20 protein-coding genes are annotated in these 26,195 nt (G+C 33.6%); 9 read left to right on the top strand and 11 right to left on the bottom strand.

The window, feature by feature from the left end; genetic code table 11:
- Nucleotides 1-7: 7 nt before the first annotated feature.
- The 3 genes from ACRBBL_RS21205 to ACRBBL_RS21195 are packed head-to-tail and all read right to left on the bottom strand — an operon-like array spanning nt 8 to nt 3,250.
- Nucleotides 8-1,786, bottom strand: coding sequence for a chloride channel protein (locus ACRBBL_RS21205; RefSeq protein WP_431371093.1), 1,779 nt, complete (start codon nt 1,784-1,786; stop codon nt 8-10).
- Nucleotides 1,787-1,818: 32 nt separating this feature from the next.
- The gene (locus ACRBBL_RS21200) at nt 1,819-2,727 is read right to left on the bottom strand and encodes a tetratricopeptide repeat protein (RefSeq protein WP_431371092.1); all 909 of its coding nucleotides are present in this window, start codon (nt 2,725-2,727) and stop codon (nt 1,819-1,821) included.
- The gene (locus ACRBBL_RS21195; RefSeq protein WP_431371091.1) at nt 2,699-3,250 is read right to left on the bottom strand and encodes a hypothetical protein; all 552 of its coding nucleotides are present in this window, start codon (nt 3,248-3,250) and stop codon (nt 2,699-2,701) included. Before ACRBBL_RS21195 ends, ACRBBL_RS21200 begins: the two co-directional genes overlap by 29 nt.
- Nucleotides 3,251-3,600: 350 nt before the next feature.
- On the opposite strand from ACRBBL_RS21195, the gene ACRBBL_RS21190 reads away from it, so the two are divergent.
- Nucleotides 3,601-3,780 (top strand): class I lanthipeptide, encoded by a 180-nt coding sequence (locus tag ACRBBL_RS21190; protein ID WP_431371090.1) that lies wholly within the window; start codon nt 3,601-3,603, stop codon nt 3,778-3,780.
- A 163-nt stretch (nt 3,781-3,943) separates the two neighbouring features.
- Here ACRBBL_RS21190 and aspS read toward each other — a convergent pair whose 3' ends face one another.
- Nucleotides 3,944-5,692 (bottom strand): aspartate--tRNA ligase, encoded by a 1,749-nt coding sequence (aspS, locus tag ACRBBL_RS21185; RefSeq protein WP_431371089.1) that lies wholly within the window; start codon nt 5,690-5,692, stop codon nt 3,944-3,946.
- 277 nt (nt 5,693-5,969) lie between these two features.
- On the opposite strand from aspS, the gene ACRBBL_RS21180 reads away from it, so the two are divergent.
- The 4 genes from ACRBBL_RS21180 (at nt 5,970) to ACRBBL_RS21165 (ending at nt 11,173) form a co-directional block, all read left to right on the top strand.
- Nucleotides 5,970-6,545 (top strand): RNA polymerase sigma factor, encoded by a 576-nt coding sequence (locus ACRBBL_RS21180; protein ID WP_431371088.1) that lies wholly within the window; start codon nt 5,970-5,972, stop codon nt 6,543-6,545.
- Between the two features lie 67 nt (nt 6,546-6,612).
- Nucleotides 6,613-7,611, top strand: coding sequence for a FecR family protein (locus ACRBBL_RS21175; protein WP_431371087.1), 999 nt, complete (start codon nt 6,613-6,615; stop codon nt 7,609-7,611).
- A gap of 19 nt (nt 7,612-7,630) precedes the next feature.
- Nucleotides 7,631-10,618 (top strand): TonB-dependent receptor, encoded by a 2,988-nt coding sequence (locus ACRBBL_RS21170; protein WP_431371086.1) that lies wholly within the window; start codon nt 7,631-7,633, stop codon nt 10,616-10,618.
- A 309-nt stretch (nt 10,619-10,927) separates the two neighbouring features.
- Nucleotides 10,928-11,173 (top strand): carboxypeptidase-like regulatory domain-containing protein, encoded by a 246-nt coding sequence (locus ACRBBL_RS21165; protein ID WP_431371085.1) that lies wholly within the window; start codon nt 10,928-10,930, stop codon nt 11,171-11,173.
- Nucleotides 11,174-11,321: 148 nt separating this feature from the next.
- Here ACRBBL_RS21165 and ACRBBL_RS21160 read toward each other — a convergent pair whose 3' ends face one another.
- On the bottom strand, nt 11,322-12,221 hold the full coding sequence (locus ACRBBL_RS21160) for a hypothetical protein (protein ID WP_431371084.1): 900 nt from the start codon (nt 12,219-12,221) through the stop codon (nt 11,322-11,324).
- 26 nt (nt 12,222-12,247) lie between these two features.
- Nucleotides 12,248-12,925 (bottom strand): DUF6345 domain-containing protein, encoded by a 678-nt coding sequence (locus ACRBBL_RS21155; RefSeq protein ID WP_431371083.1) that lies wholly within the window; start codon nt 12,923-12,925, stop codon nt 12,248-12,250.
- A gap of 274 nt (nt 12,926-13,199) precedes the next feature.
- Between ACRBBL_RS21155 and ACRBBL_RS21150 the strand changes: the two genes are divergently transcribed.
- On the top strand, nt 13,200-13,559 hold the full coding sequence (locus ACRBBL_RS21150) for a toxin-antitoxin system YwqK family antitoxin (RefSeq protein ID WP_431371082.1): 360 nt from the start codon (nt 13,200-13,202) through the stop codon (nt 13,557-13,559).
- A gap of 364 nt (nt 13,560-13,923) precedes the next feature.
- Here ACRBBL_RS21150 and ACRBBL_RS21145 read toward each other — a convergent pair whose 3' ends face one another.
- The 4 genes from ACRBBL_RS21145 to ACRBBL_RS21130 form a co-directional block, all read right to left on the bottom strand.
- Complete coding sequence (locus ACRBBL_RS21145) at nt 13,924-17,460, bottom strand: efflux RND transporter permease subunit (RefSeq protein WP_431371081.1); 3,537 nt, start codon at nt 17,458-17,460, stop codon at nt 13,924-13,926.
- 12 nt (nt 17,461-17,472) lie between these two features.
- The gene (locus tag ACRBBL_RS21140) at nt 17,473-18,642 is read right to left on the bottom strand and encodes an efflux RND transporter periplasmic adaptor subunit (protein WP_431371080.1); all 1,170 of its coding nucleotides are present in this window, start codon (nt 18,640-18,642) and stop codon (nt 17,473-17,475) included.
- Nucleotides 18,643-18,751: 109 nt separating this feature from the next.
- Nucleotides 18,752-20,122, bottom strand: a complete 1,371-nt coding sequence (locus tag ACRBBL_RS21135; RefSeq protein WP_431371079.1) for a TolC family protein — start codon at nt 20,120-20,122, stop codon at nt 18,752-18,754.
- 1 nt (nt 20,123) lies between these two features.
- Nucleotides 20,124-20,735, bottom strand: a complete 612-nt coding sequence (locus ACRBBL_RS21130) for a TetR/AcrR family transcriptional regulator (RefSeq protein WP_431371078.1) — start codon at nt 20,733-20,735, stop codon at nt 20,124-20,126.
- A gap of 130 nt (nt 20,736-20,865) precedes the next feature.
- On the opposite strand from ACRBBL_RS21130, the gene ACRBBL_RS21125 reads away from it, so the two are divergent.
- Complete coding sequence (locus ACRBBL_RS21125) at nt 20,866-21,840, top strand: polyprenyl synthetase family protein (protein ID WP_431371077.1); 975 nt, start codon at nt 20,866-20,868, stop codon at nt 21,838-21,840.
- A gap of 191 nt (nt 21,841-22,031) precedes the next feature.
- Here ACRBBL_RS21125 and ACRBBL_RS21120 read toward each other — a convergent pair whose 3' ends face one another.
- Complete coding sequence (locus tag ACRBBL_RS21120) at nt 22,032-24,305, bottom strand: TonB-dependent receptor (RefSeq protein ID WP_431371076.1); 2,274 nt, start codon at nt 24,303-24,305, stop codon at nt 22,032-22,034.
- 107 nt (nt 24,306-24,412) lie between these two features.
- Between ACRBBL_RS21120 and ACRBBL_RS21115 the strand changes: the two genes are divergently transcribed.
- Both ACRBBL_RS21115 and ACRBBL_RS21110 read left to right on the top strand, forming a co-directional pair.
- A complete protein-coding gene (locus ACRBBL_RS21115; protein WP_431371147.1) occupies nt 24,413-25,063 on the top strand; it encodes a metal-dependent transcriptional regulator in 651 nt (216 codons plus the stop codon).
- A gap of 222 nt (nt 25,064-25,285) precedes the next feature.
- Nucleotides 25,286-26,195 (top strand): metal ABC transporter solute-binding protein, Zn/Mn family (locus tag ACRBBL_RS21110; protein ID WP_431371075.1); only part of this gene is annotated, 910 nt, incomplete at its 3' end.

Below are 26,195 nucleotides of genomic sequence, written 5' to 3'. Positions count from 1 at the left end.
TTCTATTTTATCGTGTAAAAGTAATCAACTTTCGTCTATACGCAGTTAATAATTTAGATTTTGAAACGAATCCGTAATATTTTTCATCTTTCAATACAGGCAAATTCCAAGCGCTGCTATCTTGAAACTTTTTCATCACGGTTTTCATATTATCGGTTTCATAAATAATATAATCAGGCGCGTGATGCATAATATCGTCTACGTGAAGCGAATCGTACAAAGAAGTATCAAACATAAACTCGCGAATATCATCCAGCAAAATAATGCCTACCAAATTGTCTTCATCATCTACCACAGGAAACAAGTTGCGATTCGATTTCGCCACAGCTTCATGCAACATTTTTCCCAAAGTCATTTGTGGCTGAATGACGCTAAAGTTTTTCTCAATTACACTATCGAGTGCCATCAAAGTTAACACAGTTTCGTCTTTATTATGCGTTAATAAATCGCCTGTAGCAGCCAATTCACGTGTATAAATAGTATAATTTAATAGGTTTTTTGTGATGAGAAACGAAATCGCGCAGGTAAGCATCAACGGAACAAACAAATCATAACCGCCTGTAATTTCTGCGATTAAGAAAATGGCAGTTAATGGCGCATGTAAAACTCCTGCAATCAATCCTGCCATACCAACTAAGGTAAAATTGGACTCTGAAACAGTAAACCCAAACTGATTGATCACTTTTGCAACCACATTTCCCAACGCACTTCCCATCACCATTGTCGGAATAAAAATTCCGCCCGAACCACCAGCAGCAAAAGTTGTGGTCATGGCAATGGCTTTAAAAATGGTAATTCCGATGAGTAGCACAATTACTACCCAAATATTTTCTGTATAACTGTCTAAAGGAGTTGTTCCAAGTGCTTCTATATGTTTTCCGTCCAATAAATTTGTAATAAATCCAAAACCTTCACCATACAATGGAGGAATAAAATAGAGCATGACTCCAATGGTCAATCCGCCAAAAATCAATTTGTGTTTCTTCTGCTTGAAGCGTTCAAACAGTTTTGTAATGGCAAAATGCATTTTGGTAAAGTAAATAGAAGCAAAGGCAGTTCCCACGCCAAGTGCAATATAAAAAGGAATGTCTCCTAATTGAAATTGTTCCGAAAGGGTAAAATTGAACAAGTTTTCATTCCCCAAGAAAAAATACGAAGTCACAACTGCCGAAACAGAAGCCAATAACAACGGAATTAAAGAGGTTAGCGTTAAATCGAGACTAAATACTTCTATCGAAAAAATAATGGCAGCAATGGGCGATTTAAAGATGGATGAAATAGCACCAGCTGCCGCACAACCAATGAGCAACATTCTCGTTTTGCTATCAATATGAAACAGCTTGCTAATATTAGAGCTTATTGCTGAACCTGAAGCCACTGCCGGACCTAACAATCCTACCGAACCACCAAAACCAACCGTTAATGGCGCTGTGATTAATGGCAAATACATTTTATAATTCGGAATGATTCCTGTGCGTTTAGACAAAGCATACAGAATGGACGAAATGGCGTGTTCAGTTTCTTTCTTAAACACATATCGCAATAAAACATAGACTAAAAAAAGCCCGATAACAGGCAAAATAAAGTACAGTTGATTTTTAGAAAAGATAATTCCGTTTTCAAGCAATGCCTGAATCCAAAACGTGATGTTTTTAATAGTAACTGCAACCAATCCAGAGCCTAATCCGACTAAAACACTTAAAATGAACACGAAATTTTTGTTGGAAATATGTTTATATCTCCAAATCAAGAAACGTGTAAAGCGTGATTTTTTCTGCGTTGGCATGTTGCGCGTTTGTATCTTTTAAAAGTACAAATCTAATGCATCGATTCCAATTTCGCTTTTAGGTTTGTATAATCTTCCAAATATAATTGGCGAATCGTTTCTACGTACGGACGTTGATCGGAATATCCATTGTTAAAGTTTTCGATAGCTTCTTCAATGATTTTTAAGGCTTCTTGTTGTTTTTCTTGTCTTTCTTTTTTAAGAATTTTTGCCAGAAAGTTGCTACTGCGCGTTTGTTCTTCAAAGTTAATTTTTAGTTGTAATGATTCACATTCTTCAAGCAAAATCAACGCTTTGTAGTATTTGGCATCTGCAAAATCAGTATTGTATTTTAGTAATGTGTTGAGGCTTTTAAGTGCTTTTTTATAATTTCTGGCTTCATAATGTGCAATTCCGCGATAGAGAAATGCTTCATGTTCTACCCAATCTTCGCCAGATTCCTTAATTTCTTTTTGAATGTGCCTGTCAAAAAAAGCAATCGAATTTTCATAATCTTTTAATCCTAAATAGGCAATTCCGCGCCAAAAATCGACACTATGACCTTGTGGTGCATCTGTAAAATTTGGAGTTAATGTATCAGTCGCATTAAAATCGGCAATGGCTTTTTTATAATCGCGATAAAACCACAAATAATTGTAACCGCGATAGCCTTGCCATGCAATTGGATCGAGTTCCACAGCTTTGTCAATGTATTTTTTCCACAAATGTGGCATGCCTCTTTTTAAGAACGGAATCGACAATTCGCGCCAAGATTCTGCATGTGTAGGATCATATTCTACAGCTTTTGCAAAACCATTGATGCTTTCTTGCGTTCCTTGATAATGTTGCATTCCGTATTCAAAACATTCCATAGAACGTTTTTTGGTGTCAATTTTTTCTTCGCAAGAAAAGAGCAAAATGACTAGAATGATACTAAGGAAGGATTTCGGTAATGTTTCCATTTTCTATTCGGTATGAGATGTACATATACGTGTCGTAATAAGCGCTTCCATTTTCACCTGTAATTAGGTTCGGATTCCACTCTTTTAATTCTGTTGTCAACTTAAAAAGCTGATCCTTTAGCTCTTTTGTGAACGTTTTTGGTGCCAAATCCAAATCGTTTTCATGAATTACATAACGTCCTGCTTCGCCTTTACAATTAATCACAAAGCGAATGTTAAGGTAACCAGAATCTGTATAGTTATTGTTTGTATAGTTTGATAAGATAAAGTTTCGCAAGCCGTTTTTACCTTCGCTATATGTTGCGTGCTCTGGATTGTAATATTGGAGAATATAATCTTCATAACACACTTCAAATCCATCACTCAATAGTGCTGTTTCAGGATCAATATAATGCGCATCGTTTGTAAATGCATTTTCTGTTGGAATAAAATTTTCTTCTTTTGGTTGCTTTGCGCAAGATGCTACGCAGATAGCTAAAACGATAGCAACGAGAAAGAAAAAGTTGGTTTTGATGGTTTGCATGGTATAAAACTAACCAAAAAATAAATTATTAAACAGGTTTATATATATAATACGAATGTAATCGTATGAAGGTATTTTATAGTGGTACAAACTACATCGTATGAAATATACCATGGTGTTTTAATTTGTGTATATATATAATTTAAAAGACTACAATTTCAATTTTTTAAATTATAAATTCTTGCTGATATATTGTAGCCTAAATCGTTCAATTTATGGAAGAAGTCTATTTTTTGAGCCCGATTAATGGCTATATTGATTTAGGGTTTATTCTAGAAAAGCATGCTTGCAAATCCAAAAAGGTCATTATATACAATAATGATAATTAATAATCATTAAATTTTTAAATCATGAAAAAAAAGTCATTAAAAAAATTATCATTCAGCAAAAGTAAAATTTCAAATTTAGAGGAAGAAGCAATATCTGGAGCTGGAACAGTTGGTTGCCATACATGTTCTTGTATTACATGTCATTGGACGTGTGGAACTACGGCATTATATTCTGCTTGTGGAAATCAGCAATGTCACTAATATGTAGTGAAAGTAAAAAGGTTGTCTAAAAAATACACTTTTTAGACAACCTCTTTTATATATCTAATCTGAGTTCGAAATAAGAAACTATTTATACAAAAACAATTGTTTTAATTGAATCTCGACTGCGCTCGATTTGACATTTGTATAGAACTCAAATTATTTATAAATCAAGCTTAATGCTTAACTCCTTTAATTGTTCATCATCAATAGTTGCAGGCGCATCAATCATCACATCACGACCCGAGTTGTTTTTCGGGAACGCAATAAAATCACGAATCGTTTCTTGTCCGCCTAAAATAGCAACCAATCTATCCAATCCAAAGGCCAATCCACCATGTGGCGGCGCTCCATATTGGAAAGCATCCATTAAGAATCCAAATTGCGCTTTTGCTTCTTCTTCGGTAAATCCTAAATGCTTAAACATTGTTGCTTGCATTTCTTTATCGTGAATACGAATAGATCCTCCACCAATTTCATTTCCGTTTAAGACTAAATCATACGCGTTTGCTTTTACATCGCCAGGATTTGTATCTAACAATTCTAATTGTCCAGGTTTTGGAGATGTAAATGGATGGTGCATTGCATGATAGTGACCAGTTTCTTCGTCTAGTTCTAATAATGGGAAGTCCATTACCCAAAGTGGTGCAAATTCTTCAGGATTACGCAAGTTTAAGCGTTCTGCCATTTCCATACGTAAAGCGCTTAGTTGTGCACGAACTTTATTTGTATTTCCAGATAATACGCAGATTAAATCACCAGCTTTTGCGCCAGTTGCTTCTGCCCATTTTGCCAAATCTTCTTGGTCGTAAAATTTATCTACAGATGATTTGAATGTTCCGTCTTCATTACATTTTACATACACCATTCCTAGTGCACCAACTTGTGGACGTCTTACCCAATCAATCAGTTTATCAATTTGCTTACGTGTGTAACTTGCTGCTCCAGGAACTGCAATTCCAACAACCAATTCTGCCGAGTTGAATACGTTGAATTCTTTGTGTTGTGCTACATCGTTTAACTCACCGAATTCCATACCAAAACGAATGTCTGGTTTGTCATTTCCGTAGGTTTTCATAGCGTAATCGTAGGTTATTCTTGGGAATTTTTCAATTTCAATTCCTTTGATTTCACTTAGTAAGTGACGTGTTAATCCTTCAAAAACGTTTAAAATATCTTCTTGCTCTACAAACGCCATTTCGCAGTCAATTTGCGTAAATTCAGGTTGTCTGTCGGCACGTAAATCTTCATCACGAAAACACTTTACAATCTGGAAATATTTATCCATTCCACCAACCATCAACAATTGTTTGAAGGTTTGTGGCGATTGTGGTAATGCGTAAAACTGTCCTTCATTCATACGAGAAGGAACCACAAAATCACGCGCACCTTCTGGTGTAGATTTGATTAAATATGGAGTTTCAACCTCAATAAATTCTTGATCCGACAAATATTTACGAACTTCCATTGATACTTTATGACGAAACATCAAACTGTTTTTTACAGGATTTCGACGAATGTCTAAGTAGCGATATTTCATTCGGATATCTTCTCCACCATCCGTATCATCTTCAATTGTAAAAGGTGGTAATAAAGAAGCATTTAAAAGTGTCAATTCAGTCACTAAAATTTCAATATCTCCCGTTGGGATTTTTGAGTTTTTAGCTTCACGTTCAATCACGTTTCCTTTTACTTGAACAACAAATTCTCTTCCAAGTGTTTTTGCTTTTTCAAAAACGTCGGCTGGTGTGCGTTCTTCATCAAAGATTAATTGTGTGATTCCGTAGCGATCGCGAAGATCAACCCAAATCATAAATCCTTTATCTCTAGACTTTTGAACCCAACCTGCTAAGGCAACTTCTTGTGTAATGTGCGATGATCTTAACTCACCACAACTATGTGATCTGTACATGTGTATGCGATTTTAAAAGCGCAAATTTAATGGTTTTTGGCGGATGATGTGTGTTGGAATTGAAATATTTTGGAGACTTAGAGTAGTACTTCATTTAGATTTGTCAATTTTCTTTTAAAAACGCAAATTTGTTAGTGTATTTATGGAATTTAACATAAAAAAATACATATATTTTGATGCAGTGGAATTTGTTTTGCATATATCAAAATTGCTTAAAAAGTACATGTTAAAATTTATTTTAATAAATTAGAGACCTCTAAGCACGTAATTATTTGGTATGAATAGTTCAGAAAACACGTTATGGTATTCATTTTTATCTGGTGATAAAAATGCGTTTTCTGCAATTTTTAAAATGAACTATAGTGAGTTATACAATTATGGTTTGAAGTTCTCCAAATGTCCTTCCTTAACAAAAGATTGTCTTCAAGATTTTTTTATTTACTTGTATACGCATAGAGATTCCATTAACGAAGTGAAATCAATTAAAAGCTATCTGTTTATATCTTTTAGAAGAGCTTTATTAAAAAAGCTAAAAGAAGAACGTCGCTTTACAGATACAGATGTAGAAAGTGTATACGTGTCTAATTTTGAATTTTCTCCTGAGGAAATTGCTATACGACAAGAGATTTCTAATATTAAATCTGATACACTAACTACTATATTAAATAATTTACCTCCAAGGGAACGAGAAGCTATTTACTTAAAGTACTATAGCGAATTGAAAGTTTCTGAAATTTCTTCTATAATGAATATTTCTTATCAAAGTGTTCTGAATACTATTCAAAAGGCATTTAAAAAGATAAGAAACGCTACTGAAAATGAGATGATTTCAAATATTTTGAAAAAAAATTGAAAAAAATAGGGTATAAAAACAATACGCTACTCTCTTTACTAATAAACAGCTAAACTTTTTAAAGTTAATGAATCGGAAATCTAAATTACATTTAGAAGAACTCTTAGACGATGACTCGTTTAAAAATTGGGTACATGAAAGTAATCAAAATGATGTTGCTTTTTGGAAAGATTGGATTAAAAAACATCCAGAACATATAGATAAAGTATATACAGCAAAGGCAATGATCTTAGGTATATCCTTTAAGAAGAATAGTGTAGATACTGAAGAAATTAATGAGTCTCTACAAAGCGTATTAGACAGTGTCTCAACACCGACAATAAAAAAACCTGCTAAGTTAATTTTATATACTAGATATGCATTGTCAATTGCTGCTGTAGGACTTATTTTTTTCTTTTCAATACTAACCTTTTTTGATGCTTCTGACGAAATAAATTATAAAACTGGATTTGGTGAAGTGGCCAATATTAAATTACAAGATGGAACATTAGTTACTTTAAATGGAAATTCAGAATTAAGTTACCATAAAGATGAACCAAGAAATGTAACCCTAAATGGAGAAGCATATTTTAAAGTAAAACCTATACCATCTACAAAAGCCAAATTTTGGGTGAATACTAATAATCTTACTGTTGAAGTGTATGGTACCGAATTTAATGTAAACAGCAGATTAGAAAAAACAGATGTTATTCTTGATGAAGGCTCTATAAACCTTGTGTTTAATGACGGGAAACAGAAGGTTATGAAGCCAGGTGAAATAGTTTCGGTGTCTTCTGATAAAGAAACAATTTCTCATAAAAAAATTGAAAAGAACGACACCTACGCTATATGGAAACCTAAAACGTATGTTTTTAACAAAAAGACTTTAGAGTCTGTAATGAAGCATATAGAAAACACCTACGGAGTATCGGTAGCGTTTGATAATGATAGCTTAAAATATTCTGAAATATCAGGTGGTATACCAAATGAAAATTTAGAAATATGCTTAAAAGCTATAGAGAAAATAACGAATGTTAAAATTCAGAAAAATAAAGACCAAATATTAATATATAAAATAACTAACTAACATACGTAAATGAAATATTATGATTAAAAAATCAGCCATTAGTTTATTACTTGTACTAACCTTATTTTTTGGTTTTGCACAAGTAATTGAAGCGAGTAATTTAGAAAGGGATAACGAGAATTATATTTCCCTTCCAAAATTTTTAGAGAAATTAAGTAACAAGCATTCTGTATTCTTTTCTTATAAAGCAAAAGATGTAGTGAATACTGTGCTAAATCCAAACGATTATAATTACAAGAATCTAAGTAAGGTGATTACAAAATTAGAGCAAACTACACGCTTTACATTTGAACACCTTGGAGATAAATATTATGTGATTTATAATAAGAAGCCAAGAGCTAAAGCTATCGCTAATAGTCTTGATGAGAAAGGTGTAAATTCTACTCTCGAAATAAAAGATATGAAGCTTCAAAATACAATTAAAGGAACTGTTACTGATGCGGACACTGGAGGTCCATTACCTGGCGCTAATGTTTCTATTAAAGGAACAGCACAAGGAACAATTACCGATTTTGATGGAAAGTACATGCTTAGCGCAACTCAATTACCAGTAACGCTTGTTTTTTCTTCAACTGGTTTTGAATCACAAGAAGTAGAAGTGAGTTCGTCTAGTAGTCCAGTAAATGTTGCTCTTAAATCGGGACTTGCATTAGATAAAATTGTATTAGTAGGAAACAGAGCAAAACCTAGAACAGTACTAGAATCTCCTGTACCTGTAGATAATATTAGTGCGAGAGAATTAGCTATAAGCGCGCAGCCAGAAGTTGATAAAATGTTGAGTTATCGTGTCCCATCGTTTAATTCAACCAATCAAACAATTTCTGATGCAACAGCACATTTTGATCCTTCTGAACTTCGTAATTTAGGACCAAGTAGAACTTTAGTACTTATAAACGGTAAAAGAAAAAATCAAAGTGCATTAGTATATGTAAATGAAACCCCAGGTAGAGGTGAAGTAGGAGTAGATATGAAAAGTATTCCGGCTTCTGCTATTGAAAGAATAGAGGTTTTAAGAGATGGAGCTTCTGCACAATATGGTTCGGATGCCATTGCTGGTGTAATCAATATAATATTAAAAGAAAAACCAAAACAAACTACGATCAATTTAGGATCTGGAGTTACTTCTCAAGGAGATGGATTTAGATATAATGCAGACATTAACACTGGATTTACTTTTGGAGATGATGGCTATTTTAATGTAACAGCCGAATTTTACCATCAAGATTATACCAATAGAGCAGGAGAGCCAGGAAATGATTTATTATTTGGAAACATTTTTGGCGATTCAAGTTTGTTAGATGGAACACATCCATGGATTCAAGCAAATCCTGACTTGGGAATGATTGTTGGGCAACCAGAATATGACAAATTCGGATTGTCATTTAATAGTGGAATTCCATATAATGATAATAAAGCAGAATTCTATGTTTTTGGAAGTTTACAACAACGTAACGGAACAAGTTTTGCACTCTACAGAGCACCGTATTGGATTACTGATGATTTCGGATTGCTAACGCCTCCGGGACAAGCTTATAACGGATTTCAACCAACATTTGAAACTGACATTAGAGACAATACACTTTCTATTGGAAACCGATGGGAAATGTTTAATGGTTGGAAAGTTGATTTAAGTTATACATTTGGAAGAAATGCGGTCGATTATACAATAGGAAATACTATAAACCCAAGCTTAGGAGCAAATAGTCCAACAACGTTTAATCCAGGAGGATATAGTTTTAAAAATGATATAGGAAACTTAGATATTTCTAAAAGCTTTGGTGATGTTTCTATTTCTTTTGGAAGTGAAGTGAGAAGCGAACAATTTGTAACGAAAGCAGGAGAGCCAGCTTCTTATTCAAATGGAGGTGCACAATCTTTTCCAGGATTACGTCCAGAAAATGCATTACGTGAAAAACGTTCTAATATAGGAGTATATGGAGGAATAGATTGGGATGCTTCAGAGCAATTATTAGTTGGTGGAGCTGTTCGTTATGAAGATTATAGCGATTTTGGAAATAATGTTTCATGGAAAATTAATGCAAGATACTTACTTCCTGAAAAGAAAGGAGCTATTAGAGCTTCTATAAATACTGGATTTAGAGCACCATCGTTACATCAAATTTATTTAAGTAATATTCAAACATTACAATTAGCAGATGGAACTATTGGTCAGCAAGGAACATTCAATAATGCAGATCCTGTTATTATTGATCCAATTGCTGGATTAGGTGTACCACAATTAGATGCAGAAGAATCATTTAACATTGCGGCTGGATTTACGTATAAATTCACGCCAAGATTTACAGTTTCAATAGACTATTATAACATTAGAGTTGATGATAGAGTGTTGTTTACAAATCCATTAGGGTTTGATGGAGACGATACTTCTACCAATGCCGTTGAGCAAGTATTATTAGATAATAATATTGGAAACATTACTTTCTTTGTAAATGCTGTTGATACAAAAACACAAGGAATTGATTTAGTAGCTAACTATAGAGGTATAGAATTGGGTTCAGGAAAACTAACTGTAAATGCTGCATTTAACTGGAATAAAACAGATCTTGATGGAACGATTTCTGTGCCAGATAAAATTTTAAACGCAGGATATACGGATATTTTTAATAGAGAAGAACAATCGAGAATTACGACAGCACGTCCAAACTTAAAAGGTGTTTTAGGACTTGAATATGAATTAGGAAAATGGTTTTTCGCATTAAATAATACATATTTTGGAAAAGTAACTTGGAGACATCCTAGTACTCCTGGTTTTGACCAAACATTTGCAGGAAAAATTGTTACGGATTTCTCAGCATCGTATGAAGTTAGTAAATCAGTGTCTGCAAAAGTGTCAATTAACAATTTGTTAGATACATATCCTGATGAAATCAATACGTTTGGAGATTTCGGAACTGACTTAGGTGGTCGTTTTAGATATCCTTGGGAAGTTAATCAGTTTGGATTTAATGGTATGACCTTAAGTGCAGGATTGACTTTTAAATTATAGAATACACTATTTTATTTGAATAAGAAAAAGGACGCTTCTGTTTTTGAAGCGTCCTTTTTTATGTGTTGAATGTAGTTTTGAATGTGACTTCTTGTGTAACTTGTTTATCGCATCTATATAATTTTTACATGTGTATGCGGTTTTAAAAGCGAAAATTTAATGGTCTTTGGTAAATCATTAAGACAACTAAATATTTTTAAAATGCGTAAGCAGCCCTTTGTTTAGTTTTGTCGTTTTTTCTATAAAAAAGCATCAACTTGTAAAAAAAGTATTAGTTTCAGCATATAAAAATATTAATTAATCAATATCATGGCACAAAATACTATTACAGGAAATGTAACAGATGGAGCAAACGGACAACCATTGGTTGGCGCTAATGTCACTGTTAAAGGAACGTCACAAAGTACTTATGCTGGCTTACACGGTAACTTTACGATTGAAGTAGCCGAACTACCAGTAGAATTATTATTTTCTTTTCCTGGATATCAAACAGTAGAACTTAATGTGGATACTGTTGCTCAACCTGCAAATGTAACTTTAAACCCTCTGGGTTAGGTTTAGATTAAATTGTATCAGTACAAAACCAAGAATCGGTTTAAAATTATGAGTACAAATTGATAGGTTTGACTTTCAATTTATAATCTATTATTTTATGTATTTCAGAAAGAAAAACACTTCTACTGTAGAAGCGTTTTCTTTTATATTAATTAAAAACAGTTTCTAATGGCTGATTTGTTTGACCTTTTTGCTTTGCCATTGCTTGACTTTCCTTAGCTGCAATTACATATAAGTTAAAATCGTAGTTTTCTAATTCGGGTGTAGATACATTTCCTTGTACTTTATATACTGGAATTAAAAATCGTTGTAAGTCTGACGGACTTGCAGCATAATATCCAAGACTTACATCTGTGATTTCTCCTGAACTTTTTCCTTGTTCTTTGATAACAGCAAATCGGAAGTTATCAAATACTTGTTGTACAGCTTCTTCTGGCGAAATTACTTCCGCTTTTCCTTCTTGTTTTGGTATTCTGTTAAAGTGTGCAAACTGAACCAACTGATCGTTGTTTATAAATGAAATTTGTGTTTTTGCACCCGAACCAAATATTGGCAAACCTTCCAACTCGTGTGTAAAGTTAACATCGACACTTGTTGGAAATTTTTTAGGATCTCTATCTTTTGGTGATTCACTCGTAGCAGTAAAAGAATTGGAAACCGAATGTACTTTCATGGTACTTGTATCAATTTTTAATTCTTCCAAAAGCTTTTGTGCACTGCGAATAGCTTCTTTTTCAGAAGGTAAATTTTCAGAAAGCTCTTTGTTTTCGCTATATGCGTTTTCGCGATCTGTCCACCAAAAGGAGTCACTTCCTGTAAATATTTCTAATGCTTCTTTTTGATTTCTAATGATTAATTGATCTCCTAAATCTCTAAGTTCTCCATCAGTTTTAAAGTTGGAACGTAAAAACTCAGTGCGTTTTGCAATGTAGTTTGCATATTCTTTGTTTTTGCTTGAAGCAGTATCGAAGTGAAATGTTCTATACATTGGTACATGACCAACGTTTTCTGGTAATTTTGTATTGAATTTAAATAATGAATCTTTCATTTTGTATTTTTTTTGATGATTGAATGTTAACAGTTTCCGTTTGCGTACGCTAGTTGCGTAGGATTATCAGGATCGATACTTACACTTCCTTTTCCGTGCCAATGATCGGCGTACGTACTAATGCTTCCTTCGTTTGCGCGTAAATATGCCCATTTTGTTTCTGTCGGTTCCGTTTCTATACAGGCTTTAATCCATGCTTCACGAACAGTCCAAGAATCATTTAAGCGTTTTGCAAATTTTTCTCCTCTATCTCTTCGATCATAACATATAGTTGCAAATCCTAAAATGAAGTGTAATCCTTTAAAAACGCCCCATCCCCAACGGTCAAAAACACCATCAAAATCCAAAGCATTACAGCCGTCAAAAACGATCCATTCCAAATCTTTATCACCAAGTTCCATTTCTGTATTTCTGGCTTTTCCGTTATCAAAATCATTTCTTCCAAAGAGTAAATAGCTTTTTGAACCATGACCTGAGAAAAAAGCAATATCTACATTGTCAGCATAGGTTGTATCTGTTCCGTCAGCAGGATTTCCTTTTCCTGATTTTTCAAAATCACGATCCCAAGCTAAATTATCTCCGTAGTCAAATTGTTTGACGCCTTGTAATTTATTGTAAAAGCCTCTTGCATTATTATCATTATTACTGAGGTCGGAAGCATTTCCGTTGTATTCATTGACCCATTCAATTCCAATTGATCCCATAAATAGTAGTTTTAGTTTTTTTATTCTAGTTTTTCCCAAAACTAGTACGTATCTCTCCTAATTACAGCCATGTTAATCCTAAATAGAAACAAGTGTTTTTCCCCTTTTTTTGTACGAGAAGTTTTTTTGGTTAAAATTTAATAATCTGATAATCATTCTTTTACAGTCTCAATGTTAATTTAATGTTACGTAAAGGTTGCTTGAAAGTAAAAAAAATGTTAAGTTTGTAATATAATTATTAACAAGATCCTCAAATTTTAAAAAATATATAGATATGAAAAAGTTACTTTTAATAGCAGTTTTCCTAGTTTCAGGAGTTACTGCATTCGCACAAAACAATGACAAGCCAACCTTAGAGAAAAAAGGAGATTTAGTTGAAGCTACTTATTACCATGAAAATGGAGCTGTAGCACAAACAGGTTTTTTTACACTACAAGGAAAATTGCAAGGAGAATGGAAATCATTTGATACGAATGGAAAGAAGACTGCCGTTGGAAATTATGAAAACGGAAAGAAAGTTGGAAAATGGTTTTTCTGGAATACAAACCAGTTAAGTGAAGTAGATTATTCTGGTAGTAAAGTTAAAAATGTAAATACATGGAAACGCTCAACTTCAGTTGTGAGCAATAAATAAGTGTACATAACGATAAAAAAAATCCCGAAATCTAATTTAGATTTCGGGATTTTTTTGTTTGTGTACTTTTTAGATTACACCGTTTTAATTGGCAAATCTATTTTGTTTTCTATCTCATTCTCAATGTGTAGAATATAAACGTTATCTTTTGTTTTAAACTCTCTCTTATAATGCAAAATGACTTCTTTGAATATTCGATTACATATCGATATAATGTAGGTCATATTTATTTCTCTTAAGAATGATAAAAATTACGCTCATCATTTAAAAGCGAAAATTTTAGACCTGTATAAAAACTAAAAAAAGCTAGATTAAGGAGTTTCCTTCTTCTAGCTTTTTTATCTATAAACCTTATATATTTCTTTTATACCGTTTGTATTGGTAAATCAATTTCATTTATGTCTTCATCTTCGTCTGTATCGTCGATGATGTTTCTATCAGATTCAACAGGGCGCTTGTCTTTGAATGCCCAAAACTTGAATTTTGTGATGAGGTAAAACAGTATTGGAACAATAATTAATGTTAAGAACGTAGCAATGATTAATCCGTAAATTACAGTCCATGCTAATGGTCCCCAAAATATTACGTTGTCTCCACCAATATATATTTTTGGATCAAACTCACTGAATAGTGAGAAGAAGTCAATATTGAAACCAATTGCCAGCGGAATTAATCCAAGTACCGTTGTAATAGCTGTTAATAATACTGGACGCAAACGTGCTTTTCCTGCTTTTACAATTGCTTCATATACATGAGGAATTGGTAAATAACGACCTTCAGGAATATTTAATTCGTGTTTCCTTCTATCAATCAATAATTGGGTATAATCAAGCAGTACAACACCATTATTTACCACAATTCCCGCAAGGGAGATAATTCCCATCATGGTCATCATAATTACGAATGAGGCACCAGTAATTAATACTCCACCAAAAACACCAATCAAACTTAAGAAAATTGCAATCATGATGATTGTTGGTTTTGAGATGGAACTAAATTGGAAGATTAGGATCAACATAATTAAACCTAAGCCAGCAAAAAATGCACTCATTAAGAATATCATTTGCTTGTTTTGTTCTTCAATCTGTCCTGTAAAATCTACTTTAATACCTTGATCTTCAACATCAAATTCACCTGCAATTTCCGCCTGAATTTGATCTACAATAGCTGCTGCATCTGTATATCCTGGCGCTAATCCAGAATATAAGGTTACCACACGTTTGTAATCGTTGTGTTTAATGGCACTAAATCCAGATGTATTTCGCTGTTTTGTAACTGCTGAAACAGGAATCTCTTTCAATTGTCCCATTTGATTTCTAAAAATCATTTTTTGGTTGAACAGCGAACTTGTATTGTAACGATTCTCTTGATTGAAACGTAAATAGATATCATAATCTTCACCATCTTCCTTATAAACGGCTGCTTTTACTCCAAATAAAGAATTACGTAATTGTTGTCCAACTTGTCCTGCAGAAACTCCTAACTCTCCCGATTTTTCTCGGTCAACTACAACTTGCATTGCAGGTTTTCCTTTGTTTACGTCAATTTTTAATTCTTCAATTCCTGCAATATTTTTTGAATTGATTAAGTCACGCATATTTTCCGCTTCAGCGATTAATTGCGTATAATCATCACCTTCTAATTCAATATTAATAGGATATCCAACTGGCGGACCAACGGCATCTTTTTCTACAGAAATAGCAACTCCTGGGTAAATTCCTTTTAAGGTGTCTGTAACTCTTTTGCGCAATTCTTCACTATCTTTTCCTCTACGGAATTTGTATTCGCGCATGGAAGCCGTAATTTTTCCTTTGTGTGGCATTTCGGCAGCTGATCCACCATCAGTTTGTGGATTTCCAGCACCTTCACCTACTTGTGATACAGCAGCTTCTACTAAGAAATTCCTGTCTCCATCCATGTATGTGTTGCTATTTAAAACAGCAAATACACGTTGTTCAATTTCCTTAGTAATTTCATTTGTTTTTTCAATAGCTGTTCCTTGCGGATATTCTACATAGACAATAATTTGATTTGGTTTATTGTCTGGGAAGAATTCTACTTTGGTACGTTTGCTTTGAATGGATTGTCCAAACATCATAAATGTAACAATCAATAATAGAAAAGTTCCTATTGAAAATGCATACGATTTCCATCCAGTTAAAGCAAAACGTAAGAAGCGTTCGTACGATCTTTCAAGTGCTGCTAGTATTTTTGTTTGGAAATAACGCGCCATTGGTTTGAGTACATATTTGTATACCCAAAACATAATTGCAATGAAAATGAATAATGTTCCAAGTCCTACTGCTTTTCCACCAATTACATAGCAAATAACTCCTAAAATTACCAATACAGTACTTAAAATAAGCAATTGCTTTATTTTGAGTTTGCGCTCTCCAACTTCCATAAATTGTGACACCATCATAGAGTTGATCAATATTGCTACAAATAATGACGAACCTAATACAACCGATAGTGTAATAGGGAAGTAGATCATAAATTGTCCCATAACTCCTGGCCACATTCCTAAAGGAACAAAGGCAGCAACAGTTGTTAAGGTAGAAATGATAATTGGAAACGCAATTTCACCAATTCCTTTTTTGGCAGCTTCTATGCGAGACATGCCTTCTTCTTCCATTAATCGATACACGTTTTCAACAACCACAATTCCGTTATCTACCAGCATTCCAAGTCCCATAATAAGGGCAAATAGAATCATTGTGTTCATGGTATATCCTAATAAATTTAGAATCATGAACGACATAAACATCGACATCGGAATTGCCAATCCTACAAATAAGGCATTTCTAAATCCAAGGAAGAACATTAAGACGAAAACCACTAAAATGATTCCGAAAATAATATTGTTTACCAAATCATTTACTTGGTTGATGGTTTTTTGAGATTGATCATTTGTGATAGAAACATCTAAGTCTTCATGTTCTTTTTTGAAGTCCTCAATGATCTTATTGATTTCTTCCGCCGCAGCGACCATATTTTTACCCGCACGCTTCTTTACATCAAGCATTACAACACTTTCTCCAGATTTTCGTGCGTAGGTTGTTTTGTCTTCTTCTTTAAAACGAACCGTAGCAATATCTCGTAAGTATACAGGTCCATCAATTGATTTTACCACAAAATTTTCTAGTTCTTTAGGGCTTTCAATTTCTCCCAAAAGACGAATGGTACGTCGTTGTCCTGAAGAGATTAAGTTTCCGGCAGAGATTGTAACGTTTCCGTTTGCAATAGCGCTTCGTACATCGTCAAAGTTTACTTGTGCAGCCATCATTTTATAGACATCAACAGCAACTTCTACTTCTTTTTCTTGCGCACCACGAATGTCTACTTGTTTGATTTGATCTAAATCTTCAATTTCATCTTCTAGATCTTCGGCATATTCTTTCAATTTTTCTATTGGATAGTCTCCAATAATATTGATATTAAGAATAGGAACTTCTTCAGAGAGGTTCAAATCAAATATATTTGGTTCTACTTTGGCGCCATTGAATGTTGGCCAATCTTCACTACCTTTTTCTGTATCGACTTTATCCTTTACTTTCGTTTTGGCAGCTTCAACTGAAATTCCTTCATCAAATTCAACCACAATAATTCCGTAATCTTCCTGCGATGTAGAAGTAACTTCTACCACATTACTTATGTTTTTGATTTGATCTTCAAGCGGATCTACAATCAGTTTTTCAATATCTTCTGCTGTGTTTCCAGGATAAATAGTACTGATGTAAATTTTTGTTTCTTTAATTTCTGGGAAATCTTCTCTAGGCATACTAAAATATGCAGAAAGCCCAAGCACTAAGAGCAATCCCATGATAACGTAGATAATCGTTGAATTATCTATTGCCCAAGAGGATATTTTAAACTCCTTATTGATTTTTTTATCAGACATTGGTTGGTCGTATTATTTTTTTATAATCGTTATTTCTTGTCCATCATTTACACTACGCGCACCTTCATTTACAATAGCATCTCCATCGGTTAATCCTTTAAGAATTTCGATAAAGTCACCCTGTGTTTTTCCAGTAGAGATAAAGGCTCTTTTTGCTTTGGCAGTTTTTCCTTGTAGCGAATCAGCTAAAAACACATATTGTTCACCATCTGCATTTTCTGAAATCACACTTTGCGGAATTAAGATTGCTTTTGGATTTGTGTAATCATTAATTTTAAGCTTTGCCGTTAAGTTTGGTTTAATGTTTCCCTTTTCGTTTTTCACCGCAATTTCTATTTTAAATGTACGGTTGTTAGGGTCAATGAAATCTGAAGCTTGACGTATTTTTGCATTTACCTTTTCTCCTAATACAGGGAAATATACTTCTACATCTTTCCCTTTTGTGACACTTGTTAGGTATTTTTCAGGAATTACAGCTTCAATGTACATATCACGTAAGTTGACAATACGAATTATTTGCGATTGTCCAGCACCAACTACCGAACCTTGCTCCGTAATTACATCATCAATAACACCTGAAAATGGTGCTCTGACAGCAGTTTTACTTAATTGAACCTTTAATTGGTCGACTGCTTTTTGTTGCGCTTCGTACGCAGATTTTGCTTGAAGAAACTGAATTTCAGAACCAATTTTTTGATCCCATAATCTTTTTTGACGTTCGTAAGTAGTTTTTGCTAAGTCTGCTTGAATTTGCAATTGTGCTACTTGCTGACTCATTCCGCCGTCATCGATTCTTGCTAAAATTTGACCTTTGCTTACGCGTTGACCTTCTTTTACAAATACTTGCTTAAGAATTCCACTCATTTCTGGCGTGATCACAATATTTTTCTTTGTATCAACACTTCCTTGTAATTCTAAGTAGTGATTGAAAATGCTATCTTTTGCAGAAAATAAGGTAATATATGTTTTCTTCTTTGTTGGATTAATTTCTTCAATAGCATCCGAAAGCTTTTTAATTTTAGCATCAAGCTCACTTTTTTCTTTCTTTAATGCATCTCTTTTTTCGGTAATTGCGTCTACATTTTTTTCAGAGATCAACGTATCAATGTTTTTCTCAGTTCCACCACCGCAAGAAACTAATACAAGTACTATAGGGAGAAGAAGTATATTTATTTTTTTCATTATGATTGATTTTTTTATAGTTGATGAGTTTATATGTTTAGAAATTTATCAGCTTAGTTGTGACTTCTGCCAGACATTTATTTTTTCATAAACTCTTAAACTCCTTTAATTAATTCGTTTTATTTAAAATAGTTTCCAATTGTGCTTTTGTATTAATCACATCGAGCATAGCCTGTAAATATTCTTGCTGTGCAGTATACAATTGTGTTTGTGCTTGACGCAATTCAAAGCTAGAACCTATACCTTCAAAAAACTTCACTTGATTTTTCTTCTCAATGCGTTCTGAAAGTCTAAGGTTTTTCTTTGCCGTTTCGTATTCTTCTATTGATAACTGATAATCGCTTTTTGCAGAGGCAACTTGCAACTTTAATTGTTGTTCTACTTCCGTTAAATCGTCTTGTGCTTTTTCTAAATTAATTTTTGCACGTTGGGTAGCAGCGCTTCTTTGAAAAGAACTAAATATTGGAATGTTTAAACTGACACCAAAAGCAGCAGATCCAAACCATTGTTGATCTTTTTGGAAAAACTCAAAAGAGTTTGCATTTCCATTATATCCAGCAGTAACAAATCCTGCAAGTGATGGCAAAGCTTTGGTTTTTTCTAATTTTAATAATAATTCTTTAGCGCGAGTATCGTTAGAGGCAATTCTGTAGTCAACCGTTTTGGTAACATCGTCTTCGGCAGCAAATAAAGAAGGTGCAATATTTTCAACCGTAAGTCCTTGAAGTGTATCAGTAAGTGTTGTATCATTATTCAAGTCAATCCCTAAAGTGATATTTAGCATTTTGTATGATAAGTCACGTAAACGCTTTACATTTCTCAAATTACTTTCAATACTAGCAAGTGTAATTTCCAATTGTTCTACATCTTCTTCTTCAGTAAGTCCGTTTTCGTAAATCTTCTTCGTCTCACTTAAATTTTTCTCTAGTGTCGTTTTATTGCGTTCTAAAATCAGTACACTTTCTTCTGAAAGTAATACATTTCCATACGCATTAATGACAGCTTTTCTAATTTCTAAATCTGTTTTTTCTTTGGCATTTTGAGAAATCTCTAAAAATACTTTTGCTGATTGCAATCCTACCAAATACGAACCATCAAAAATCAATTGATTTAAGGTAATGTTTGCATTTACAGTTTGTTTCGTACCAAAAGTTGCAGGAAATTGATCATTTATATTTAACCCTAAATCTTCTCTATCTTGTTCAGATAAAATTGAAGCTGGCAATAATGATACTTGTTGTTTTAACCAGTTTTGATAATCGACTTTTGCATTAATTTGTGGTAATCCAGTTGCGGTAGTTTCCCATTTTTGCTTTTTTGCGGCTTCAATATCACGGACTGCATTTTTTGCAGTTCTGTTGTTTTCAAGTGCAAATGCGATGGCTTCATCCAAAGAAAAACTCTTTGGTATCTCTTGATTCTGAGAAAATCCAAAACTCAGAAAACATAAACTAAAGAAAAATATTAGTTTGTTTTGCATGTTATGATGATTGATTAGTTGTTGTTATAAATTTGTTTAAAGTTTCTAGTCCTTTCGGTGTGCAAATTCCACGTAAGTGATATTCTAAAAATTGATCCATCAGTGTATTCATAGGGAACATTTTCGTTGGGAATAATTCGTTATCCTTTATTCCAATTACGCCTGTAAAATAAATTCGAGACACAAACTCTACATCAATGTTTCCTCTGTACATTTCAGAATTAACACCGCGAGTCAAATTGTCTTTTACACAATCTTGCATTACATCAAATTGCTTTTTTTTCAGCGTTGCATAAATTTTTGGATAGTATTTCTGCAATTGATATTGTGGTGAAGATTTTTCGTTTTTTAAATGTTCCATGACAAATCGTTTGATCTCATACAATTCTTCAATGGAATTCTTTTCTGCGGCACAAATCAAGTCAATACCTTCGCTAATTATACAAAATAGGGAACTTGTTACTTCATTGACAAGCGCAGTTTTGTTATTGAAATGTGTGTAAATGGTTTTTTTTGAGATGCCCATTTCGTTGGCAATATCATCCATCGTCACACTCTTAAATCCTAAGTTTAGGAATAAATCTGTTGCCGTTATTTTTATTTTTTCTTTCATAAGTAGAGTGCAAAAGTACACAGGAAACTTTGAAAACAAAAAAAGTTTCCATGGTTTTTACAATTATTTAACAATTGATTTTAATTTGCAAGAACTGGAAATATGGTATTTTTGTTAAAATTTCACATTCATGGCAGATATTGCTCAATACAGAGAAACATTCATAAAGTATTTAGAAGAAAAAGTTGTTCTTACCGAACCTAAAAACTTATACGAACCTATAGTATATATTTTGAAACTTGGAGGGAAACGCTTGCGTCCAGTGTTGACTTTAATGACTGCTGAAATTTTTGGTACTCCTTACAAAAAGGCATTAGATGCAGCTTTAGCAGTTGAGGTTTTTCATAATTTTTCATTGGTGCATGATGATATTATGGATGAAGCGCCTTTGCGTAGAGGAAAAGTAACAGTGCATGAAAAATGGGATATTAATACTGGAATTTTATCTGGTGATACAATGCTGATTTTAGCATATCAACTGTTTGAGAATTATGATGGAAACATATTCAAGGCTTTGGCAGAATTGTTCAGTAAAACAGCAATTCAAGTATGTGAGGGACAACAATACGATGTTGATTTTGAAACCAGAAACGATGTTACAATTCCTGAATATTTAAAAATGATTGAATACAAAACTGCGGTTTTGGTTGGTGCAGCAATGAAAATGGGCGCCATTATAGCACAAACGAGCGATAAAGATGCAGAAGGGATTTATGATTTTGGTCGTTATTTAGGAGTAGCATTTCAATTGCAAGATGATTACCTTGATGCTTATGGCGATCCAAAAACCTTTGGAAAACAAGTTGGTGGTGATATTATTGAGAATAAAAAAACCTATCTATACCTTAAGGCACTTGAAAATAGTTCGGAAGCGAATACAAAAAAATTGATGCAGTTATTTTCTGAAAAACCAGTAGATACTACCGAAAAAGTAGCCACTGTAAAAACAATCTTCAACGAAGCAAATGTGCCAGAAACAATGAAAACTGCAATTTCAGAATACACGTTGAAAGCTTTTCAGGTATTGGAAACCTTAAATATTGGCGATAAAGAAAAGCAAATGTTAAAAGTATTTGGTGAACAATTGATGAATAGAACAGTCTAAACTTAGTAGCTAGATATTTAGTAATGAGTATTGAGATTTCTCACTCTTATGTGATGCTGAATCTAGTTTAGCATGACGTAAAATGTTAGCAAACAAAAAGATAAATCATAAAAGTCTAGCATCTAAAAGCGCAGCGGTCTCATATCTAACAGCGTTAGCGATCTAATATCTAGTAGCGCAGCGATCTAATTTTACAGATCCGTTCCAAACTTCAATCCTATAAAAATGGTTCGCGGTTGTGAAGGTCCGTAAATATAATTTGGATCTCTGTCTACAGTTTGATCAAAATCATCTTGATACGCATTAAAAATGTTCTTAACTCCGCCATTAATTTCAAATTGATATGCATCAGAAATAGTAAATGTTCTACTAGCATTCAAACCAAATTCAAGTAAATTAGGTGTTTCTTCCAAAACGGTTTCCGAAATAAATCCTGCTACATGCGGTACATACATTTTTCCTGTATACACACCATTTACATTAAAATCCCATTGTTCATTTGGTGTATAATTGAACATCATATTTCCGTAAATGTTTGGCGTACGCGTAATTTTATTAGTTACAATTCCTTCTTCAGGTTCGTACGAATTTTCAAAATAACTATTCTGAAACGTTCCGCCAAGCTGAAATGAAAACTTCGGATTTGGGCTGTATCTAGCTTCTACATTAAAACCATTTACAATAGCATTATCGCCATTAATTTTTTCTTTAATCTCCAAACCACCGACATCACCGCGTGCTTCATATACAAACGGATCATTAATGGTTGTGTAAAATCCTTCCAAGGTTAAAACGAGTTGATGTTCTTCATGTTGATGCGAATATTCTAACGAACCAATAAAGCTATGCGACAATTCTTCTTTTAAATCTTCCGCCAAGCGTACACGACGTACTTCGCCAGTAATGATTTCCGAATGTACATCTTCCGAATAAAATTGCGGAGCTCTAAATCCTTGCGAATAACCAGTTCTGAAGCTAATCGTTTCGGTAATATTGTATAAAATACTCACACGCGGATTCACAATAAAAAGTGATTCATCATTCAGGTTTGAAGTGAACAATTCACCTCGTGCGCCTGTCAATACTTTTAAATTATCTAAAATTTTCCAATCGAGCTGTGTGTAAATTCCAAGTGTATTGGTGTTTTGCGTGATCGGAATTATCAACGGATTTTCACGACGTTCCTTAATTCGATTAAAACGATGTTCAACACCAGAAGTCAAATCCATGCTTCCGCCTAAGAAATTTTCAAACTTTGCTGTATGTTGCACACCAGCAATCGTAACAAAATCTTTCGTTAATCCAAAACCGTTTGGATCTTGGTTTGTGCCATAATAATTATCTGATCGTGAATTTTGAACATTTCCGTATGCAGAAAACTTTTGTAAATAATCCTCCGAAAAATAATCAAACGTAATACCTGAGCCAATCACGTTACTTGTAATTTCTTCAGCAATATTGGCAAAAATGGGCGATTTATCAATGAAGTCTCCACCGCGTCTATATTCATTAGAAGCATTAAATTCGAGTGTCAACTTTCGTCGGAAGTCAAATTTGTAAAACGACTTGAGCCCGAAATTTAAATTGCGCAACTTGGTCATTTCGGTAAAGCCATCATCATTAGTATCGTATCCTTCTCGATCGCGATGCATTCCAAAAAAAGTAATTCCTTTATTCAAATCTTCAGATACAAAAGTTGAATTAAATGTAGTAACTGCATCCGTACTTTCGCCATCAATCAAACCAATTTTAGAAGCGACTTGAAACTGATTTTCTATCGGATCTTTTGTAATAATATTGATTGTTCCTGCAATAGCATTCGAGCCAAATATAGCCGATCCGCCACCGCGAGTCACTTCAATTTGCTCAATCATATTTGTTGGAATTTGTTCCAAACCGTAAATTCCATTCAACGAACCAAAAACAGGACGACTATTCACTAAAATTTGTGAATATGCACCATCCAAACCGTTAATTCGAATTTGCGAAAAACCACAATTTTGACAATTTACTTCCGTACGCAATCCTGGTTGGAAACTCAAACCTTCAAACAAGGTTGCTGCTTGTACATTTTTTAAAGATTCTGCATTTGTAACCGTTACTAAAACTGGTGCTTCTCGTCGATTTAGCGCAGTTCTTGTTGCCGAAACTACGACTTGATCTAAGCCTAAAACATCTTCTTCCAAGTTAAAATTTAAGGTTAGTGTTTTATTCTCAACAGTAACTTTTTCTTCTACAGTTTTAAAACCAATAGATTGCACAATTAAAGTATGCGTTCCTTGTGCAAGTTTAAATGAATAGTTTCCTTCTTCATCTGACATCGTTCCTTTACTTGCATTCTTTACATATACATTTACAAAAGGAACAGGACTGTTTTTATATAATACAACTCCTTTTATTTCTGTGTTTTGAGAGAACCCTGTGAAATAAATTAGGAATAAAATAAAACAAATCTTTACATTCATTAGAACAAATTTTTTGCAAATATATAATTAATTTTTAGTCTTGTCTAAAAATAGAATCAGCATTAAAGTAAAAATTGTATATTTGTGCTGTTAATTAAAGAATTATGATGACACTTTCGGAGGAAAACTACTTAAAAGCGATCTATCATCTTGGCGATACGTTTGATGGAGGCATTAGTACGAATGCAATTGCGGAAAAAATGAACACCAAAGCTTCTTCTGTAACAGATATGATTAAAAAACTATCTGAAAAAGGCTTGGTGAACTATAAGCGTTACAAAGGTTCTGAATTGACAGAAGAAGGAAAGTTAATTGCCGCTAATATCATTAGAAAACACAGACTTTGGGAAGTGTTTTTGCTAGAAAAGCTCAATTTTACTTGGGATGAAGTACATGATGTTGCTGAGCAATTGGAGCATATAAAATCTGAAAAACTCATTGATCAATTAGATGAATTTTTAGGATTTCCAAAGCGCGATCCACATGGTGACCCAATTCCAGATAAAGATGGAAATATTTCAGATAATGCAGATGTGCTTTTAGTTACGCTAGATGTAAATGACAAAGGTATTATTGTCGGTGTGAAAGATTCGTCTTCATCATTCTTAAAATATTTAGACAAGCAAGGAATTGCACTCGGAAAAAAGATAAAAGTGATTGATAAAGAGCCGTTTGATAATTCTATGAAGATTCGCATTAAAAAAGAAGAATTTGTGATTTCACAGCAAATAGCGAATAATATTTACATTAAAAAGTAGGCTTTTTTAATGTAAAATTATAAACAATTGTGCTGAAAAGGCTAACATAAAAAAAACGTCAGTTCGAGTGATTTTCTGTCACATTGAGCTTGTCGAAATGAAAGAAAATAGTATCGAGAACTACTTCGAAATTCATAGTACTTCTCGATACACGCTGAATCAAGTTCAGCACACTCGAAGTGACGATTTTGTAAAAAACAAAAAGACGAATCAATAATAAAAATGAAAAAATACATATACATACTTCTCGCAGTTATTGCAATAACGAGTTGTAAAACTGAAGCGAAAAAGCGAGACGGAAAGCTTAAAATTGTTACAACAACTACAATGATTACTGATATGGTTCAAAATATTGGTGGCGATATTGTAGAAGTGGAAGGGTTAATGGGAAGTGGCGTAGATCCACATTTGTACAAAGCCAGTGCAGGAGACGTAAGTAGGCTATCTAATGCTGATGTAATTATTTATAGCGGATTGCATTTGGAAGGAAAACTAGAGGATATTTTCGAAAAATTGCGAAAGCAGCAAAAGAAAATTATTACAGTTTCTGATGCGATCGATAAAAAAGGACTGATTGGTTCCGAATATTTTGCTTCAAATTATGATCCGCATATTTGGTTTCATATTGGATATTGGAAACAAGCAACTCAATTTGTGATTGATGAACTTAAAAGATTAGATCCAAAGAATGCTGAAAGTTTTGAAAAAAACGGACAAGCCTATATTGCAAAATTAGATGTATTAGCGACTGAAATTGCGGCAACTATTGAAACCTTGCCTAAAGAAAAGCGAATTCTAGTTACAGCGCACGATGCCTTTAATTACTTTGGAAAACTACACAATTTTGAAGTGGTTGGTTTGCAAGGATTATCAACTGCAACGGAAGCTGGTGTGCAAGATGTACAAAAACTTGCAACCTTCATTATTGATAAAAAGATAAAAGCGGTTTTTGTAGAAACTTCAGTGCCAAAACGTACCATTGAAGCATTGCAAGCTTCTGTACAAGCAAGCGGACATGAAGTTGCAATTGGAGGAACATTATACTCAGATGCACTAGGAAACGCAGGAACTGTAGAAGGAACGTATGTAGGAATGTATAAGTACAATGTAAAAACGATTGTGGATGCGCTTA

The sequence above is a fragment of the Kordia sp. genome (assembly GCF_050633145.1).
In the GTDB taxonomy this organism is placed as follows: domain Bacteria; phylum Bacteroidota; class Bacteroidia; order Flavobacteriales; family Flavobacteriaceae; genus Kordia.
Note: the sequence above shows the minus strand (reverse complement) of the source record. Positions and strands in the feature narration are given on the sequence as shown.